The sequence below is a fragment of the Yeosuana sp. genome (assembly GCF_057126245.1).
On record NZ_DBNGMQ010000006.1, the window covers coordinates 67,854 to 85,121 of the forward strand.

The 17,268-nt window shown below is 32.4% G+C and carries 14 protein-coding genes; 2 read left to right on the forward strand and 12 right to left on the reverse strand.

From position 1 onward, the window contains the following. Nucleotides 1–3: 3 nt before the first annotated feature. Both AC15TD_RS00490 and aroC read right to left on the reverse strand, forming a co-directional pair. On the reverse strand, nt 4–1,449 hold the full coding sequence (locus AC15TD_RS00490) for a dicarboxylate/amino acid:cation symporter (protein WP_484450186.1): 1,446 nt from the start codon (nt 1,447–1,449) through the stop codon (nt 4–6). Between the two features lie 281 nt (nt 1,450–1,730). Continuing rightward, nucleotides 1,731–2,792: a chorismate synthase gene (gene aroC / locus AC15TD_RS00495; protein WP_484450187.1), complete on the reverse strand. Its 1,062-nt coding sequence runs from the start codon at nt 2,790–2,792 to the stop codon at nt 1,731–1,733. A gap of 316 nt (nt 2,793–3,108) precedes the next feature. Between aroC and AC15TD_RS00500 the strand changes: the two genes are divergently transcribed. Continuing rightward, nucleotides 3,109–3,597 (forward strand): hypothetical protein, encoded by a 489-nt coding sequence (locus AC15TD_RS00500; RefSeq protein WP_484450188.1) that lies wholly within the window; start codon nt 3,109–3,111, stop codon nt 3,595–3,597. A 63-nt stretch (nt 3,598–3,660) separates the two neighbouring features. On the opposite strand, the gene AC15TD_RS00505 is transcribed toward AC15TD_RS00500, so the two are convergent. From AC15TD_RS00505 to AC15TD_RS00550, 10 genes are all read right to left on the reverse strand, one after another. After that, on the reverse strand, nt 3,661–3,948 hold the full coding sequence (locus tag AC15TD_RS00505) for a hypothetical protein (protein ID WP_484450189.1): 288 nt from the start codon (nt 3,946–3,948) through the stop codon (nt 3,661–3,663). Between the two features lie 130 nt (nt 3,949–4,078). Further along, entirely contained in the window at nt 4,079–5,206 is a 1,128-nt protein-coding gene (bshA, locus tag AC15TD_RS00510) for an N-acetyl-alpha-D-glucosaminyl L-malate synthase BshA (protein WP_484450190.1), read from the reverse strand. A gap of 54 nt (nt 5,207–5,260) precedes the next feature. Next, nucleotides 5,261–8,179, reverse strand: coding sequence for a serine hydrolase domain-containing protein (locus AC15TD_RS00515; RefSeq protein ID WP_484450191.1), 2,919 nt, complete (start codon nt 8,177–8,179; stop codon nt 5,261–5,263). A 224-nt stretch (nt 8,180–8,403) separates the two neighbouring features. Continuing rightward, nucleotides 8,404–8,988: an FAD:protein FMN transferase gene (locus AC15TD_RS00520; protein WP_484450192.1), complete on the reverse strand. Its 585-nt coding sequence runs from the start codon at nt 8,986–8,988 to the stop codon at nt 8,404–8,406. A gap of 81 nt (nt 8,989–9,069) precedes the next feature. After that, on the reverse strand, nt 9,070–9,513 hold the full coding sequence (locus AC15TD_RS00525) for a thioredoxin family protein (protein ID WP_484450193.1): 444 nt from the start codon (nt 9,511–9,513) through the stop codon (nt 9,070–9,072). Nucleotides 9,514–9,591: 78 nt separating this feature from the next. Further along, entirely contained in the window at nt 9,592–10,077 is a 486-nt protein-coding gene (locus AC15TD_RS00530) for an ABC transporter ATPase (protein ID WP_484450194.1), read from the reverse strand. An 8-nt stretch (nt 10,078–10,085) separates the two neighbouring features. After that, on the reverse strand, nt 10,086–10,877 hold the full coding sequence (locus tag AC15TD_RS00535; RefSeq protein ID WP_484450195.1) for a (Fe-S)-binding protein: 792 nt from the start codon (nt 10,875–10,877) through the stop codon (nt 10,086–10,088). A gap of 110 nt (nt 10,878–10,987) precedes the next feature. Next, nucleotides 10,988–12,295, reverse strand: coding sequence for a 4Fe-4S dicluster domain-containing protein (locus tag AC15TD_RS00540; RefSeq protein ID WP_484450196.1), 1,308 nt, complete (start codon nt 12,293–12,295; stop codon nt 10,988–10,990). A gap of 18 nt (nt 12,296–12,313) precedes the next feature. Next, nucleotides 12,314–13,237 carry an MlaD family protein gene (locus AC15TD_RS00545; RefSeq protein ID WP_484450197.1) on the reverse strand — a complete coding sequence of 308 codons (924 nt, stop codon included), beginning with the start codon at nt 13,235–13,237 and terminating at the stop codon, nt 12,314–12,316. 50 nt (nt 13,238–13,287) lie between these two features. After that, nucleotides 13,288–14,412 carry an N-acetylmuramoyl-L-alanine amidase family protein gene (locus AC15TD_RS00550; RefSeq protein ID WP_484450198.1) on the reverse strand — a complete coding sequence of 375 codons (1,125 nt, stop codon included), beginning with the start codon at nt 14,410–14,412 and terminating at the stop codon, nt 13,288–13,290. Nucleotides 14,413–14,499: 87 nt separating this feature from the next. Between AC15TD_RS00550 and AC15TD_RS00555 the strand changes: the two genes are divergently transcribed. Further along, the gene (locus AC15TD_RS00555) at nt 14,500–17,250 is read left to right on the forward strand and encodes a putative LPS assembly protein LptD (RefSeq protein ID WP_484450199.1); all 2,751 of its coding nucleotides are present in this window, start codon (nt 14,500–14,502) and stop codon (nt 17,248–17,250) included. Nucleotides 17,251–17,268 lie beyond the last annotated feature (18 nt).

The following is a 17,268-nucleotide window of genomic DNA, read 5'->3' on the forward strand; positions in this document are numbered from 1 at the left end:
GATTTATGAATCTAAATCAAACGTCTCTGTTGGATCCTTATCTCCATGATAATCCAGCATATTTTCTCCATCTGCGATAATAGAACATACCGTGGCATCACCTGTTACATTAACAACAGTTCTGAACATATCTAAAATTCTATCAACAGGAAAAATAATGGCTATCCACGCTGGGTTTAACCCGACTGAATCAAGAACTATTATTAGCATCACCAAACCAGCACTGGGAACAGCTGCAGACCCAATAGAAGCCAATGTCGTTGTAATAACAATGGTTATTTGCTGCCCGATGGTTAAATCTATCATATGCAATTGTGCTAAAAAGATCACAGCAACAGCTTGATATAAACTGGTCCCATCCATATTAACAGTAGCCCCAATTGGCAACACAAAACTGCTTACCTTTTTATCAACACCAAGATTTTGTTCTACACATTCCATAGTTACAGGTAATGTAGCGGCGCTACTTGAAGTAGAAAAAGCTAATGTTTGGGCTGGTCCCATCCCTTTAAAAAAGCCTGTATATGGTATCTTCTTTACAAATGTTTTTAAAATTGATGGATACACTATAAAAATCATTAACAAAAGGCCAATTAAAACGGTTAAAGAATACCAACTCAATCCTTTAAAAATTTCCACAACCTTACCAATATCATCACCTGCCATTTTACTTACTACACCAGCTAATAATGCAAAAACAAAAAATGGTGCTGCCTGCATTACCAAATCAACCATTTTTAAAAACACCTCATTAATTCCATCTACTAAATTTAAAACAGGTTGAGATTTTTTATTGGGTATAAATAACAAACAAACCCCAAAAAAGATGGCGAAAAAGATAACTTGTAACATTAAACCGTTATTAGATAATGAATAAAAAAAGTTATCTGGCACAATATCTACTAAAGGCTGTAAAGGTGTTGTTTCTTTTCTTTGAGTTGCTTTTTCTAACTTATCTGAAACCGATGCTTCCTTTAATTCTGCATTAGTTAATTTTGAAATTTCTTGTGCACGCTCAAAAAATATAGGGTCTTGTAAATAATTTATACCGTCTTTAATCTGATAACCTTGAGAATCTGCCCAAATCTCATAGCTTATTCTGTTATCAATTCTACTTTGCTCGTCTATTAATTTACCAGGTTTAATGACATTAACTAATATAAGTCCCAATGAAATAGACATAACAGTTGTGATGAGATAAATAAGAAGCGTTTTTCCTCCCATTCTTCCTAAACTGGCTGGATCTCCAATATTTGCAACACCACTAATAATAGAAAACAATACTAAGGGAACTGCAATTAACTTTAAAAGGTTAATAAAAATAGTTCCAAAAGGGTCTATCCAATTAATAGTAAAGGCGCTCCATCCTAAGGAACTTGACAATAAAGCCCAAATAATTCCAAGGACCATTCCTATTAGGATTTTCCAGTGTAATGCTAGTTTTTTCATATAGTTATTTCTAAATGTAAAGTTGACAACAATATAAGTATTTTAAATTTTTAATACACAAAATTTGGTAAATGGATTCCGCACTATAAAGTAATGACAAAAACATGGTACTTAGTTTAGCCCCGATTGTAGTACAATTACTCCGCTCAGGATAAACTACATCCTTTTTAATACTATAAACAAGAAATATTTAAAAAAGAATTATTTAACAAATTGACGCATCGTATCTCCACTTAATGACTTAGTCATAATAAAATATAGCTAAAAGCAGAAAACAACTTCTAACGATATATTTTATTTATTAAGTAAGAATCTGCTAAAACCAAAGCAGCCATAGCTTCTACAATAGGTACAGCGCGCGGCACCACGCATGGATCATGACGCCCTTTTCCTTGCATTTCAACGGTATTACCAGCTTTATCTATGGTTTCGTATTTCTGAATTAATGTTGCTACGGGTTTGAATGCAACATTAAAATAAATATCCATACCATTACTGATTCCGCCTTGAATACCTCCTGAGAAATTAGTTTTTGTGCTCCCATCATTATTAAACGAATCGTTATGATCACTACCGTACATGGTACTTCCATGAAATCCGCTACCATATTCAAAGCCTTTTACGGCATTAATAGAAAGCATGGCTTTACCCAGTTCGGCATGTAATTTATCGAATACGGGCTCACCTAAACCAACAGGAACATTTTTTATGACACAACTTACTATACCACCAACAGTATCGCCTTTACTACGCACGTCTTTTATATAAGCTTCCATATTTTTTGCCATCTCTTGGTCTGGACAGCGAACCATATTAGATTCTATTTTAGTAAGGTCTAATTCGGTATATGGTTTGTTAAGTTTCATGGTGCCAACACCAGAAACATAAGCTATAATTTCTACATCTTTAAGCATTTGTTTTGCTATAGCACCAGCCACAACGCGACAAGCGGTTTCTCGTGCCGAACTGCGTCCGCCACCACGATAGTCTCTTACTCCATATTTCTTATCATAGGTAAAGTCGGCATGACTAGGCCTGTAACTGTCTTTAATATGCGAGTAATCGTGTGACTTTTGATTGGTGTTTACAATAACAAATCCGATAGGAGTTCCTGTTGTGACCCCTTCAAAAATACCTGAATGAAATGTAACGGTATCTGGCTCTTTACGTTGTGTAACAATAGCTGATTGACCGGGTTTACGCCTATTAAGTTCGTTTTGTATAGCATCAATATCTAAGGCTATTCCAGACGGACAGCCATCTATTACGCCACCCAAAGCAGGTCCGTGCGATTCTCCGTAAGTAGTTAAATTAAAAAGTTTTCCGAAGGAATTTCCAGCCATAAATCAATATTTTACGCTAAAATAAATCTATTCTTAGAGATACAAAAATTGTTTTCTATTAAAAGAATTAAAATATCAAAGTTTATCTTATTAATTTAAAGAACAGTATACTGGCAAACCTTTTATAAACATACTAAATAATAATTTCTTTACTACCTTAGAAATGAAGTATTAAGATAATAAATTGAATAAATTATATTAAAAGACAATTATAAATTAATTTTTGGCGTTATTTTTGTCCAATCAAATAAGAATTTTAAAATGGGCTTTTTTCTTAAATTGCCCGTATATAAACTTTAAACAAAACTTATAACTTATGAAAAAATTATTTTTAATAGCCATAGCTTTTATTGGCTTTACTGCAGTATCAAATGCACAAAACATTTCAGAAAATGCCCTTGGTTTACGTTTAGGAGATAGTGACGGTATGGGAGCAGAAATTTCATATCAACGCGCTTTAACCGATAACAACCGTTTAGAATTTGACTTAGGCTGGAGAAATGGTAATGATTATAATGGTTTTAAACTTTCTGCTTTATACCAATGGGTTTTTCCTTTAGATGGAGATTTTAACTGGTATGTTGGTGCCGGTGGTGGTTTAGGCTCTTTTGATGGGAAAAATAATCTTGATGGTGTAAATGACACTTTTTTTTATGCTGCGGGCGATATAGGTATTGAATATAGTTTTGATATTCCTTTAATGCTTTCTTTAGATTTTAGACCAGAACTTGGTTTTGGAAATGATAATTTAAATAACGATGATTTAGATTTTGATATTGCGTTAAGTATTCGCTATCAGTTTTAATTAGATCATTTTGTAAATAAAAAAGCACCTTAAAGGTGCTTTTTTATTTTACTATTATGACCATTATAATATTATTATAATAAGTAAAATTATAATAATAGCTCCGGCTGATATATATAAGCCACCACCTCTAGCTTTAATTTCTTTTTTAATTTCTCGAAGTTCTTTTCGAAGTTCTTTTCGTTCAGAAGACTCTAAATCGGATTTATCCATGTCTTTAATTTCTTCTATACGATTCAACATCACTTGAATTTCAGCAGGTATTTCAGTTGGCACAGGAGTTATTGGTTTTGGCATTTTTTCGGATGCCATACTCGTCATAGGAACGATTGTTATTGCAATAGTAAGCAATATAGAAAGAACAAATTTTTTCATTTTTTAGTCTTTTTAATAGTTAATAACTCTCCAAGTTACAACTTAAAAAAGTTATTTTATAAAAAAAGATCATTTAAAACTTAAAATTCTGATTACACTAGAACACTTAGCACTTAGCTAAGGTGTCTTTATAAATAGCCTCATATTGCGGCACAATTTTATGAAGGTCAAATTTTAGAGCTTCTTTACGCGCATTTTTTTTAAAAGTCTCCAATCGGTTTTTATCACTTAAAATATAAAGTGCATTTTTAGTCATATCTTCTACATCGCCTACATTACTTAAAAATCCTGTCACGCCGTGAATGTTCACTTCAGGTATACCACCTGTGTTACTAGAAATAACAGCCACACTTGATGCCATAGCTTCTAATGCTGCCAACCCAAAGCTTTCTGTTTCTGAAGGCAATAAAAACAGGTCACTAAAACATAGTATCCTATCTATTTCATTGCTCTTTCCAAAGAAAATTACTTTATCTAAAATACCTAGTTTTTGACATTGTAATTCTATATGCTCTCTTTCTGGACCTTCACCAACCAGCATGAGCTTGGCTGGAATTTCTTTCTGGATATTATAAAAAATTGAAATAACATCCTTAACACGCTTTACCGGTCTAAGGTTGCTTATATGAGTAATGATACATTCATCATCTTTTGCCATCATGGCACGTTGACAATCCGTTAATGAGTTACTGTATTTGTCTAAATCAATAAAGTTTGGAACAACAGAAATATCATTCTTAATATTAAATAAGCGTAAGGTATCATCTTTCAAACTTTTTGAAACAGCTGTCACAGCATCAGATTTATTAATACTAAAGGCAACAGCAGGTTTATAAAAAGGATGACTCCCTACTAATGTAATGTCTGTTCCATGTAACGTGGTTACAATTGGAACATAAATACCTTCTTCCTGCAACATTTTTTTTGCCATATATGCCGCATATGCGTGCGGAATAGCATAATGAACATGCAAAATTTCAATTTTATGAAGTTTTACCATATCCACTAATTTACTAGACAATGCCAACTCATAGGGCTGATAATGAAATAAAGGATATTCTGGTACCGTTACTTCATGATAATGAACATTATTACTCAATAATTCTAACCTTACGGGTTGATTATAAGTAATAAAATGAATTTCATGACCACGTTTAGAAAGTTCTAAACCTAGTTCTGTAGCAACCACACCACTACCTCCAAATGTTGGATAACAAACTATTCCTATTCGCATAATATTTTTTTAATATAAATTGACTCAAAACATTTAAAGTTAAAGTCTTAATCTTTATTCTTCAATCGCTTCATAAATTAAGCGTTGAATTTCCGTTCTTATATTTTCTCTTAACAATAAATTTTTCCCTGCATGAGGATATGTTCTATTGGCTAAAAATACATATACAATGTCTTCTTCTGGATCTGCCCATGCATAGGTTCCGGTAAATCCAGAGTGACCAAAACTAGTCATAGATACACATCCACAGGTTGGACCGCTTTCTTCTAATTGAGGTTTATCAAAACCAATTCCCCTTCTATTATCGTTACTACAATAATAACAGGTATTAAATTTGTCTATTGTTTCAGGTTTAAAATACCGTTTTCCACCATAAAATCCTTTTTGCAAAAACACCTGCATAATTTTAGCTATATCATTGGCATTACTAAATATACCTGCATGACCACCTACGCCATTTTGCATAGCAGCACCCATATCATGAACATAACCATGTATTTTTTGATTTCTATAATAATCGTCTATTTCAGTGGGCACAATATCTTTATTACTCATTTTATGATATGGATTATACATAGTCATATTAGCACCCAATGATTCATAAAAATGCTCTTGAACTAGCTCATCTAATGGTTTGTCATAATGGCTTTCAATAAATTTCTTTAATATATAATAGGGTAAATCACTATATCTATATCTCAAACTACTTAACAAATCAGTTTCTTTTATAATGTTATTTATACTATCTTGATAATCAGACCTTAAAAATAAATTATTAGCAACTTGAATATTAAAATTTTTACTAAATACATTTCTATAATATTTTTCACTTGGCTCTTTAGTAACAGAATCTAACGTTGATGCATAAAACGGCATCCAAGGTTTTAACCGGGCATAATGAGACAGCATTTGCTTAATCGTAATATCTTCCTTGTTTGAATCTTTATATTCCGGCAATAATTCGGATAACTTACTGTCAAGGTTTACGATTCCATTCTCTTCTAGTTCCATTAATAAGGGCAGCGTACCTATAATTTTTGTTAATGATGCCACATCATAAATATCATTAGAAATCACATGTTCCTTTCCTTCATAAGTATGCTTTCCATAATTTTTATTGAAAATAACTTTACCCTTTCTAGCGATTAACAATTGAATACCTGGTGTCATTTTATGGTCTACTGCATACTGTGCTAAAGAGTCCACTTTTTCTAATTTTATGGAACTCATTCCTACACGCTCAGGAATGGTATAACTTAAACGTTTAATATCATTAATTTGAATGCCAGCTCCTTGTTTAAAAAATTCACCTGTTGATACTGGTAATTTTCCCTTTGAAGGAATAGATCCGAAAATGAGTTGAGCAGATTTTTGCTGAGCAACCTCACTATTCTGATAGCTAACAATGATGCCTTCTATATTCTCAATACTTTTAAAATCTGAAAGTACATAAGGCTTTACAAATACATCTAGAATTAGGGTATGCGTTCTTGCAATTTCATACAACCAAACCAATTCTTGATCGGTAAATTCAAAACTCGCCCATGGATTATCATTTGAACGATGCAAGCCAACAATAACGGTATTATATGACTTTAATTGAATAAGTAATTCATCTAACTTATCTGATTTAATCTCGTGAATTTTTCCATATTTTTTTAATTCCTCAAGAAAATATGCTCCACTGTCATCGCCCATTTTTACATAAGCGATACTTTTGGTTTCTAATCTTCGTAAAGGCAATAAATCTGACTTATTTTTTACGATAGTTATTGCATTTTCAATGAGTTCTTCATATAAAACCTTATCTTTTATTCGGTTTAAATCATTAACGATGTTATCAACTTTAATCGGTTTATAAAGGTTTAATCCTACTTTAAATTTAGCCTTTAAAATTTTCTTTACAGAGTGTTCTAAACGTTCTTCCGTGATTTTACCTTCGTAATAAGCATCCGTAATCTTAGTTATTCCCATTGATGGATCTTCAGACATTAGCAACATATCGTTTCCTGCCAAAAAAGCTGCTAAATCAATCTGTCCAGATTCATCAAAATCTGCTGCACCTTTCATAGTGAGTGCATCAGAAATTATCAGTCCATTAAAGCCTAAAGAATCCTTTAAAATATCTGTAATAATATGTTTGGACAACGAGGAAGGATAATCGCTCCTAGTTTCCATACTTGGAACATTTAAATGAGCCACCATAACGCTTGAAAGGCCCTCTTTAATTAGCTTTTTGTAAGGATACATTTCAACTGAATCAATACGCTTTTCACCAAAATCAATGGTTGGCAATGTTTTATGAGAATCGGTTTCTGTATCTCCATGCCCTGGAAAATGCTTTGCGTTAGCCAAAATACCAGCACTTTGCATTCCTTTCATAAAAGCAAAAGCCTTTTCAGTTACGTTGTCTCTATCTTCACCAAAAGACCTATTTCCTATAATCGGATTTTTAGGGTTTGTATTGATGTCAACCACAGGCGCGAAATTTAAATGTACCCCCAAACGCTTACAATGTTCTCCAATTTGTCTACCTGTTTGTTCAATAAGCGTATTATCTTGAATAGCACCAAGTGTCATATTCCAAGGAAATACAAAGGTTTCATCTAAACGCATACTTAAACCCCACTCTGCATCCATACTTACAAGCAGTGGAATTCTAGACATACCCTGCAATTCATTATCCAATTTTGCCTGACTGACAGGATCGCCTTTAGAATAAATAATACCGCCAATGTGATGGTTTTTAATGAGCTCTATAATCTCTTGCTTTGTAGTCTCATCCTGGTTAGAAAATACCTGAACCGTATATAATTGTCCTACTTTTTCTCTCAGCGAAAGTGTATTATAAATACTATCTACCCATCGCTCCTGAACGAAGCTATTAGAACTTAATAAGGGATCATTTAAATTTTGACTAAAAACAAATTGAACTACAAAAAAAACTAAAATAGCAGATTTAAAACAGCGCATAAAAACAGATTAACTATAAATTTTGGATTAAAAATAATTAACACAAAAAACTATGCCAAATTACTATTTTTAGCAAGAAGAATAAAAACTTTAAGATAGATTTATAAGAAGTTTGTAAACAATTAATTAATCCATAGTAAAATTAAAACCAGCAGTAATAATACTAGCTGTTAGGCCTGTATTTCGTTTGTAATTATAATACTTTAAATCGATACTTTTTAAGCCTAATTTCCAAATGTGCCATTTAGCAAAAATATCGGCATACCCAAAGCCAAAACCGTACTGATTCGCATTAAACTTAGGCAAATCGTAATCTGACGTATAAAAATCGCTTGTTGATAGGTTTTGCTCGTATGGAGAAAAATAATCTGCAGCATAACCTTTGCCCATGGCCCGAAACCAATTTTCATTCCTTTTAATTTCAAAAAAATGGAATGTTCTTTATGATTTAAAACGATGTTGTGATACCCGACTTTTGAAACAGATTTTTTAATTGCCTCGTCACTAGGCATCACCTTCATACTACCATCAAATTTCCAAATACGATCCATAGAAGCATAACTAATATCAAAAGCTCCTTCCCTTAGATTTGATATTTTGATAGCTCTTTCTATTAAATTAAAAAATTCGACATCTACTATCACAGGTTTAATGCCTGCGTTTATATTGATTAATGAGGTTTGAGATGCTGAATCCCAAGAGGATATTAGTTTTTCAATTCTTAAAATTTCATTTTCAGCAATATCAATATAGCCATCTGACTCCTGTTGATTATCTGATACGACAGAAACATCAAATCGACTTCCCATTAATTTTAATGTTTTTTTTGTAAACCTGTTGTGAAAATGTAATGGTGCTTAAAAAAAACAATATTACTATGAAACTATTTTTTAAAGTGCCCGTTCGAGTGACTTTAATTTTTCGAAGTATGCTTTTGGAGATATTTTCTCATAACCCATTTTTCCTAAAACGGTTCCTTTTTTATCCAAAACAACAACAAAGGGAAAGAAGCCCTCTTTGTTGTAAGCCTCTGCCAGTTTAGCATTTTCTGCTGTTTGTTCTTCTGATAATTTATTAGCCTTTTTTCTTGGAAAATCGGCCTTAAGCATTATAAAATGCTCTTTATACAAGCTTTTAAATTCTGCTGTGCTCCAAATTTCTTTATCAAGCTTTATACAAGGTGCGCACCAATCTGAACCTTGAAACACTAAAACAATATTATGATTACTATTTGCTGCTACCTCTTTCGCTTTTGCGAAATTAGTTTGCCATTCTTGTGAAAACGCATGACATGACATTAAAAAAGCTAAGACTAAAACGAATTTAATTTTCATATTCTAAAAATTGATCATATTAAAACAAACTAACGTACTCCTAAGAAAACTATTGTGTTTTAAAGTATAAGCTTAAGGTTATTTTAAGAATCGATTATGCCAGCTTTCACTTGCGGGTACTTCCCAATTTTCTTTAAATTCAGCAATATTATTTACCAAATTATTAAAAACAATGGTGTGTTTTGAAACGGCTTTTTCTTTAGCCATCTTTCTAAAATCTGTAAGCGTTTTATAAGCTACAAATTCTCCTTGTTTATAAGACACATTCATTTTATCTAATAAATCAACATTAAAATCTTTTTCTAACTGTTGAATAAAATGAACAGAGGCGTCAATAGAACAGCCTGAAGCATGATTAATGTTTTGATTTAAACCAATCACTATAAAACGCTTATATTTAATAGTGTATCCAGACTCTAAGTCACTTCCATGAACGGTCCAGTTTTCTATAAATTCGTCTAACCTCGATTGAATTTCTTTAATCTCTTCATCTGAAAAAGAACGGTTTGCTTGGTAAACCCAAACTCTAGATTCTTCTGGTAATGTATTAAAATCTACTAGCATATTTTTTTTTATAAATCTTGAGCATTAGCAATAAGTTCTGCAATATCCATTACTTTAACATCGCCTTCTTTTTCTTTGGCTTTAATGCCATCAGTCATCATGGTATTACAAAACGGACAACCGGCAGCTATTATTTCTGGTTTTATATCTAAAGCTTGTTCTGTGCGCTCTATATTCACTTCTTTATCACCTTTTTCGGCATCTTTAAACATTTGTGCCCCTCCTGCCCCACAGCACAAACCGTCTTTTTTGCAGTTCTTCATTTCAATAAGTTCTGCTTCTAACTTACTAATTAATTCCCTTGGCGCTTCATATACATTATTGGCTCTACCAAGATAACACGGGTCATGAAAGGTGATTCGCTTCCCTTTAAACTGTCCGCCTTCAATAGTTAAACGACCATCGTCTAACAAACTTTTTAAAAATTGCGTATGGTGCAATACCTCATAATTTCCGCCAAGTCCTGGATATTCGTTTTTTATGGTATTGAAGCAATGCGGACAAGCAGTGACTATTTTCTTTATCTCATACGCATTCATTACTTCTATATTGGTAACGGCTTGCATTTGAAATAAAAACTCATTTCCTGCACGCTTAGCTGGATCGCCAGTACAACTTTCTTCAGTTCCTAATACAGCAAATTCTACCTGAGCCTTATTTAAAAGTTTTACAAATGCTTTTGTTATTTTTTTTGCTCTGTCATCAAAACTACCGGCACATCCAACCCAAAACAAAACTTCTGGTTGTTTACCTTGAGCCATAAAATCGGCCATTGTTGGTACATTAAGTAATTCGCTCATATTTAAACAGTTGTTTTTGCGTTAGGGATTGAGGTATTTGTTGGAGCTCTTTTTTTTTCGAAAAAAGCGACTGCCGAAAGCCCGACCCTTGTGGTAACGCCATTACTAATTTATTCGTTCTTCCAGTTTAATCTGTCCATTTGATTATATGGCCATGGAGCACCATTATTTTCAATATTGGTCATCATATTATTGAGTTCAACTGGTGCTGCAGATTGCTCCATTACTAAATATCGACGCATATCGAGTATTATGGAGAGCGGACTAATGCTTACTGGGCAAGCCTCGACACAGGCATTACAGGAGGTACATGCCCAAAGTTCTTCTCTCGTAATATAATTATCTAGCAGTTGTTTTCCATCGTCTTTAAATTCACCTTTATTCGCGTCTATATTTTTGCCAACTTCTTCTAACCTATCTCTGGTATCCATCATGATCTTGCGAGGCGATAGTTTTTTACCTGTTATATTTGCCGGACACTCGCTAGTACAACGACCGCACTCAGTGCATGTATACGCATTTAGTAATTGTACCCAATTTAAATCTTGCACATCACTTGCACCAAATTTCGCGGGTACTTCTGCATTATCCGCTGGAGTAGCAAATGGATCTACATTTGGATCCATCATCAATTTTACCTCTTTTGTAACAGCTTCTAAATTATTGATTTGCCCTTTGGGTTTTAAACTTCCATAAAATGTATTAGGGAACGCTAATAAAATATGTAAATGCTTGGAAAAGTAGAGATAGTTTAAGAAAATTAAAATACCTGTTATGTGCAACCACCAGGCTGTTCTTTCAACGCTATGCAACATGCTTGCTGAAAAATTACTAAACCATGGTGCAATAAATTGACTGATTACATTACCGGAATTCATGGATTGAAACGTAACATCGGTCGCATTCATAATTATAAACAAAGACATCAGTACAACTTCAAAATACAAGATATAATTAGCATCATTTTTTGGCCAGCTAGTCATTTCGCTATTCCAAAACCGCTTTATCTTCAATATATTTCTGCGTGTCCAGAATAAAATAACAGACACCAAAACTAAAACCGCAAGCACTTCAAAAGCGCCAATTAAAAATCCATAAAGCGATTCTGGTAAAACGTTTAAACCTATTCTGTGTGTTCCAAAAAGACCATCTAAAATAATTTCGAGAACTTCTATATTAATAATTATAAAACCAATATAAACAACAACATGTAAAATTCCCGCTATTGGGCGACGCACCATTTTACTTTGCCCTAAGGCGATCATCGCCATGTTTTTCCAACGTTGTGATTTGTTATCACTAACATCGATATCGTGACCTAACTTGATGTTACGAATTAGTTTTTTTACATTTTTCGAAAAATAACCAATACCAAGACCAAGTACAATAGCAAAAAGAATGTTTGGTAAATAATTCATTGCAAATACATTAGATTTTTATTCCTCTTCGTAAGGAATTTCTTTTTTTGATAAAATTCTAAAGTAACGTTTTGGATGTAATTTAATATCCCTCAAAAGTTCTTCCATCTCTTTAGTAGCGCCTTCAAGGTTTTTATACAAATCTTCGTCTTTAAGTAATTTTCCCATAGAACCTTCGCCGTTTTTTATGCTTGTAAGAAGTGAATTTACGTTTGTGATGGTTTCGTTTAAAGTCTTCACTGTATTACCTAAATTCGCTTCGTTTAATACTTTAGTAATTTGCACTAACTCGTTACTAGTCGTTTTAAAATTTTCGAGAATAATACCAATATTTTTATCGTTTTCTAAAATCACACCATTAATAGAATACGATAAATTTTTATATGATTTTAATGTTGCGTTTAGTTCTGCAATAGTTTGTTTTAAACCTTCTTCAGACTCATCTATAACCATTTTATTAATATTACCTAAAAGCGTATCGGTAGTTTTTAAGGTTGAATCTAAATTATCACTTAAGCCAGTAAAATTCTTAGATAAACTTCTAATAAGTCCGGTTTCTACTTCAGATTTTAAAACATCTCCCGACTTAGCCATTTCGCCATCGTTACTCATAATAATAGCGATGGCATTACCACCCATTAAACCTGTTTCGTAAAGTCGAATCGTACTATTTTTTGAAAATTTTAATTTTTCACTTACCGAAAATGCAACTCTTGTTTTTCCAGTATCATAATTATAAATAATATCTTGAACCTTTCCAACAGTGTTACCTTTTATGGTAACAATAGAAGATTTACTTAAGGCATTATAATTAAACTCGGTATAGTATACATTATCCGATTCTAATAGATTTTTACCCTTCAAATAATTATATCCAAAAATAAAAAGGATGATTCCTAAAAGGACCAGAATAGCAGTTTTAACTTCTTTTGATATTTTCAAAGTAATTTTTTTAGATAAACAAATTTAAAATAAATTTAAAAAGAATAAACTTAATTAGCAGTTGTTTTTAATGCTTCTGCTAGCGGAATTCGTTTCCCGTCTTTAAACGCGACAATAAAACTAGAGGCATATCCTTTAGATTGAGCAGTTTTCTCAAACTCCTGAATTTTATTATAGTTAGAAGATTCGCCGTAATAATACTTATAAAGATTATTATCGTATTCGAATGAAATATCGTCGAGTTGCTTGAAATTATAAGGTTTTGTATCTATTTTACTAGAGCCAGCCGCGATCTGAACTTTAAACACAATATTATTATTAAATTTTAACGGTGTTGTTTTATTACCGGAATCATTTCCATCTGTTGCTACATTATCTTCAAAATTTGATTCTCCTACATTAGCTTCAACACTTTCCTTATATTTTATTACCGCTTCGGATATAGCAGAAGATATTTCTTTCTGTCCTTTTTTTGAGTTTAAATATCGCCCTTCATCTCGAAATGACAAAAACCCAGCTTCAACTAAAACACTTGGCATCACTGTTTGATGTAATACAATAAAACCAGCTTGTTTAACACCTCTGTTTTTTCTATTCAAACTATACGTGAATTTGTCTTGTATTAATTTAGCAAGTTGAATACTTTGGTCCAAATATTCTTCTTGAGCTAATGTTAGACTTATAACCGATTCTGGAGAATTGGGATCAAAACCTTCATAATTGCTTTTATAATCATTCTCGAGAAAAATCACCGAATTTTCCTTTTTAGCAACTTCAAAATTAGTTTTATTTCTATGGGTTCCCAAGACAAAAGTTTCTGTTCCATGAGCAGCAGAATTATGACCGTTACAATGCACAGATACAAACAAATCTGCATTGGCCTTGTTAGCAATTTGTCCTCGTACAAATAAATCGACAAACACATCTTTATCGCGCGTATAAAGCACCTTTATATTCGGAATTTTTTCAAGTTGCCTTCCTACTTCTAAAACTATATTTAATGCAATTTCCTTTTCTTTAAAACCATTCCATAAATTACCGGGATCATGACCTCCATGACCTGCATCAAGCACAACCACGAATGTATGTTTCGATTGATTACCTATTGGAACAAAAGATGAAACTGTTAAAACAAGTATAAATAATAAGAAAAAGAATGCTTTATGCGTTTTCATATGAGTTTTAATAACTTACAGATTAGGCTCATTTTATTTGAAATTTTATCTAATAAAGAAATAATCACAAAAAAAATATATGTAATTTTGACTTTTCAAAAACCGAGCCATACTTTTACAAAAATACACTTAAAAGCATTGCATACAAACAACTTTAAACTACTTTTAGCGTTAAGTTTTACAGTGTTTATAAACATGTTGAGCTTTAGTCAAGATATACCCAATAAAGGAACTCCTATAAAACCTACTGTTAATGATAGCTTGATTCTTAACAAAACTGATTTACCAAAACCTATTGTTTCTGAAAAAGTTCAAGATACTATTGTACAAGACACCTTAAAAAAGAAAGATCTCTTAGAACACATAGTTGATTATACTGCAATTGATTACACCTCTTTTGATCAAAATAAACAGAAATTATATCTATTCAATCAAGCCGAAATAAACTACGGCGATATGAATATTAAAGCTGGTAACATCATTATAGATTATAGTAAAAATGAGGTTTATGCGAAAGGAATTTTAGATTCTACTGGAGTTTATTCGCAAGCTCCTATTTTTACTCAAGGAAGCAATATTGTAGAACCTGACTCTATTTTATTTAATACAAAAACTCAAAAAGCACTTATATATAACTCAAAAACAGAACAATCAGGTGGAACCGTAATAGCTCAAATCACCAAAAAAGAAAATGATTCTGTTTATTTTATTCATAGAGGGAAATATACGACTGCAAAAGATCTTGATGATCCTGAATATTATATTTTATTAAGAAAAGCTAAAGTGGTTCCTGGAAAAAAAATAGTTACTGGTTTAGCCAATTTATTTTTTTATGATGTACCTACCCCATTAGGATTACCATTTGGTTTCTTTCCACAGTCTGAAAAACAAACCTCTGGAATTTTATTTCCAACCTTTGGAGAACAGAATCAACGTGGTTATTTTTTACAAAATGGCGGCTATTATTTTGCTATTAATGATTATGTAGACTTATCTGTTTTAGGAGATTATTATACCAATGGAAGTTATGGCTTTCGTTTAGAAAGCACATATGCCTTACGTTATCAATTTAGAGGAAATTTTGGGTTTCGTTATGAAAACTTAATAAATAGTGAACGTGGTTTTCCCGATTATTCAAAGTCTACTATTTATAATTTACGCTGGTCTCATAGTAAAGACGGGAAATCGAGTCCAAATTCAAGGTTTTCAGCATCTGTAAACCTCGGAAGTAGTAACTATTATAGAACATCATTAAACCAGGTTAACACAGGTAGCTTTTTAAACAATACGTTGTCATCATCCGTTTCTTATTCAAAAACGTTTCAAGGAGAACCACAAGTAAATTTTAGTCTTACTGCAACACATTCTCAAAACACAAATACCGAACAGATTAATATGACCTTACCAACATTTCAAGGTAGTGTTGGTCGAATTTTTCCATTTGCCCCAGAAACAGGTTCAAAAAAAGGAATCATACAAAACATAAATCTTCAATATAACTTGAGAGCTGAAAACAGAATTCAAACAACAGATTCTCTGTTCTTTAAAAAAGAAATGTTTCAAGATGCTAAAGCAGGATTTCAACACTCTATCCCGTTAAGCACCAATTTTAAAGTGTTTAAATATTTTAGTTTAAGTGCAAGCACTAGCTACAATGAGGTGTGGACTTTTAAAACTATTAATAAATTCTATGATACAACAGAGAAAACAACCGTATCCGAGACCATTAATGGTTTTGACTCCTTTAGGACTTATAATTTTAGCACAAGTTTAGGAACCACTGTTTATGGAATGTTTGATTTCAAAAAAGAAGGCAAAGATCCTAAAATTCAAGCTATCAGACATGTCATGAGACCTGCTATAAGTTATAATATTAACCCTTCTTTTGATAAATATTATGATACGTATGAAGTAGTTAGCGCTGATGGACAAACTACAAGTGACGTTGAATATACGCGTTTTGAGCAAGGTATTTTTGGAACTCCTAATAAAAACTTTTCAAGTTCTATGGGGATGTCTTTATCAAATAACTTTGAAGCCAAAGTAAAAGATAAAGATAGTACAGCTACAGAAGCTAAAAAGATTACATTATTAAATAATTTAAACTTTTCAACATCATATAACTTCGCTGGTGATTCTTTACAATGGAGTCCTGTTAGAATGACAGGTGGCACGCAACTTTTCAAAAATAAAATGAGTATAAATTTTGGCGCTACCTTAGACCCTTACGCATTGGATAACAATAACAACAAGATTGACAAGTTTAATATTGACAACGGCGGTAGCCTATTTAGACTTACAACGGCTAATTTAACTGCTAGTTATTCTTTTTCTAGTAAAAAAGGAGATAAAAACAATAACAAAAATGAATCTGGAATTCAGGAAAACCTTAACAGTGGAGGGCGTGATGATGATTTGTTCGGAGTTTCTGAAGATTATACAAGTCAACGTTTTGATGAAGACAAAAGTGATGAAGAAGATATTACTAGCGAATTCTATAATTTTAAAATACCTTGGAGTTTACGTGTGGCCTACGCAGTAAACTACAGCAATTCTAGACGGCAAAATGAAATATCGTCACATTCTTTAATGTTTTCCGGTGACATTGAACTTTCGCCTAAATGGTCTGTTGGAGCATCTTCAGGGTACGATTTAAAGAATCAAGGTTTCACCTATACGCAATTGCGTTTTGAACGTGATTTATTAAGCTGGAGAATGAATTTTAGTTGGGTTCCTTTTAGTTCAAGAGCTTCATGGTATTTCTTTGTAGGTATTAAATCAAGCATCTTAAAAGATCTTAAATATGACAAACGTAATCAACCAGATATTCAACTTTAAAGTTGTTTGTATATAAAA

Excerpts from the sequence above, each read along its gene's own strand:
- AC15TD_RS00490 (WP_484450186.1), bottom strand. The coding sequence starts at position 1,449 with ATGAAAAAACTAGCATTACACTGGAAAATCCTAATAGGAATGGTCCTT.
- aroC (WP_484450187.1), bottom strand. The coding sequence starts at position 2,792 with ATGGCTGGAAATTCCTTCGGAAAACTTTTTAATTTAACTACTTACGGA.
- AC15TD_RS00500 (WP_484450188.1), top strand. The coding sequence starts at position 3,109 with ATGAAAAAATTATTTTTAATAGCCATAGCTTTTATTGGCTTTACTGCA.
- bshA (WP_484450190.1), bottom strand. The coding sequence starts at position 5,206 with ATGCGAATAGGAATAGTTTGTTATCCAACATTTGGAGGTAGTGGTGTG.
- AC15TD_RS00515 (WP_484450191.1), bottom strand. The coding sequence starts at position 8,179 with ATGCGCTGTTTTAAATCTGCTATTTTAGTTTTTTTTGTAGTTCAATTT.
- AC15TD_RS00520 (WP_484450192.1), bottom strand. The coding sequence starts at position 8,988 with ATGGGAAGTCGATTTGATGTTTCTGTCGTATCAGATAATCAACAGGAG.
- AC15TD_RS00525 (WP_484450193.1), bottom strand. The coding sequence starts at position 9,513 with ATGAAAATTAAATTCGTTTTAGTCTTAGCTTTTTTAATGTCATGTCAT.
- AC15TD_RS00530 (WP_484450194.1), bottom strand. The coding sequence starts at position 10,077 with ATGCTAGTAGATTTTAATACATTACCAGAAGAATCTAGAGTTTGGGTT.
- AC15TD_RS00535 (WP_484450195.1), bottom strand. The coding sequence starts at position 10,877 with ATGAGCGAATTACTTAATGTACCAACAATGGCCGATTTTATGGCTCAA.
- AC15TD_RS00540 (WP_484450196.1), bottom strand. The coding sequence starts at position 12,295 with ATGAATTATTTACCAAACATTCTTTTTGCTATTGTACTTGGTCTTGGT.
- AC15TD_RS00550 (WP_484450198.1), bottom strand. The coding sequence starts at position 14,412 with ATGAAAACGCATAAAGCATTCTTTTTCTTATTATTTATACTTGTTTTA.